The following is a 1,923-nucleotide window of genomic DNA, read 5'->3' on the forward strand; positions in this document are numbered from 1 at the left end:
CCTAAATCCTTGCACATTTGCGCATTGCCGTCTTTGCAGCCTAGCTTTAAATATCGCCTCAAATATAAAATTTGCTCTTTCTCCTCCTCGCTCATATCAAGCACCCATTTGCACGCTTGTTTTATTGCGAGTTAAAAATAGCGCTTTCATTTCAGCCGCTCTAAACGATATAAATTTGAATCAGAAAACGACGTAAATTTTATCTCTTTGCTATCGGCTACGCTTTGGTTGCACTCTGCCGCGACCGGCATCATTAAGATCAAAAGCGCCAAAATTACGGGATAGAATTTTTTCATTATCGCTCTTTGCCCCTCTTTGGATTTGCCATCTTTTACTCCTTAATTAAAAATTTTAATTTTGCATTATACTTTTAGCCGTGTAGTAAATACTTTCTATCACTTTTAATGGATTACATTCGCTATTGCTTAAACACTCTTTTAATTTATCTTCAGCCATGCAAGATACTTGTAGAAGTTTTTCATCTTTAATGCCAAGCTTGCAAGCTTTTGAAAAACTAGCATGCGCTCTATTTATATTATCTGTGCGCCCAAGCTCATCAGATCCTAATTTAAAGCAATAAAACGCCAAATCCGCATCGCAAGCTTTCTCTAGTGGTGCGATAGACTCTTCGGTCTTGCCCATCTCATATAGCACATATCCGAGTTCTCCGCATTTTTCGGCATTGCCGCTATCACAATGCTTTGATAATATATCCGTTAGCTTCGTGCAGGCACTATATTTCCCGTCGCCCTTATTGCAAAGCGAATGTAAATTTGCTAAATCCTTTTCTTTAAAACCAAAACCAGCATACGCACACTAGAATGCCAACATCGCTATCAATACCAAACTTTTCATATCATTGCTCCACTATCCAGTTTAGAAGCTCTTTGCCTCTTTTTATCGGATTACATTCCGTATCTTTTAAGCAAATTTCAAGCTCGTTTTTAAATTTACAATATTCCTCACTGCCGTCGATTTTGGCATCGCAAATTTTATCCAAGCTTCTTATCGCCCTATCGATATTTCCCGTAGCTGCTATATCTGTCGTCATTAACGAAACGCAAGACAACATCAAATTTGCATCGCAAGCCTTGCTTAAAGGAGCGATAGCGTCTCTATATCGTCCAAATGCCGATAAAAACTCTCCCGCAATCTCGCAGCTCCTAAAATCTTCGTTATCGCATCTTTTGGTTAAAATTTCAGCCAGTTTCATACACGCGCTATATTTCCCATCGCCGTCATCGCAAGAGATCGATAAATCTTTTTCCTCTTGGGTTTTGAAGTCGTCTATGCTTACTTTTGCTGCAGCTGGCATCGCTGTGAATACCGTTATAAACGCAAATAACGAAATTTTAAGATAGAATTTTTTCATTAGCACTCCTTATTTTAAGCGGCGATTATATATAAAAATTTTTAGCTGCTTCTTAAAAAATTTAAGGGGCGCGGCAGTGCGATAAGTGCGCCATAATCCCGTCCCGCCTACGCTTAGATTAAATTTTAAAATTTCGCCCTACGCTGCGCAGACAAATTACGCAATCTGCCACCAAATTTGACTCGCAATAGGTCTAAATCACGCTGCATTTTCACACGGGATAAAATTTTATAAATTCAAAAGCCAGAGGCACTGTCTATTGCACATCTGCTACGCTATTCGTTTTGTGCCGCCTATTTTTTGCCGCTAGTTTCGCTACTGTTTCGCATCTGCTGAACTGACTACCGAGCCGCCCATTTTGATGCACGCCGCCCGCCGCCTGCGCTTAGATTAAATTTTAAAATTTAGCCGCTGTCGCGCAAGCATCGCGTATGGAAATTCCATAATCCGCCGTAAAATTTCGCTCGCAACGGGTCTAAGTTGCGCAGGCATAATCCGCCGCCCTACTTCCCGTCTAAATTTAAAATTTCACTCGAAATTTCATCTATCGT

At 40.3% G+C, this 1,923-nt stretch carries 3 protein-coding genes; all 3 read right to left on the reverse strand.

All coding sequences use genetic code 11. The features are described 5' to 3' along the window. Window positions 1-146: 146 nt before the first annotated feature. Window positions 147-296, reverse strand: a complete 150-nt coding sequence (locus Q0238_RS05750) for a hypothetical protein (protein WP_297943833.1) — start codon at window positions 294-296, stop codon at window positions 147-149. Window positions 297-351: 55 nt separating this feature from the next. Continuing rightward, window positions 352-642, reverse strand: coding sequence for a hypothetical protein (locus tag Q0238_RS05755; protein ID WP_297943836.1), 291 nt, complete (start codon window positions 640-642; stop codon window positions 352-354). A 214-nt stretch (window positions 643-856) separates the two neighbouring features. Beyond that, complete coding sequence (locus tag Q0238_RS05760; RefSeq protein ID WP_297943838.1) at window positions 857-1,372, reverse strand: hypothetical protein; 516 nt, start codon at window positions 1,370-1,372, stop codon at window positions 857-859. Between the last annotated feature and the right edge of the window lie 551 nt (window positions 1,373-1,923).

The sequence above is a fragment of the uncultured Campylobacter sp. genome (assembly GCF_938045775.1).
Classification (GTDB): Bacteria; Campylobacterota; Campylobacteria; order Campylobacterales; family Campylobacteraceae; genus Campylobacter_B.

Coding starts and splice junctions, on each gene's coding strand:
- Q0238_RS05750 (WP_297943833.1), bottom strand. CDS start 296: ATGAAAAAATTCTATCCCGTAATTTTGGCGCTTTTGATCTTAATGATG.
- Q0238_RS05755 (WP_297943836.1), bottom strand. CDS start 642: ATGGGCAAGACCGAAGAGTCTATCGCACCACTAGAGAAAGCTTGCGAT.
- Q0238_RS05760 (WP_297943838.1), bottom strand. CDS start 1,372: ATGAAAAAATTCTATCTTAAAATTTCGTTATTTGCGTTTATAACGGTA.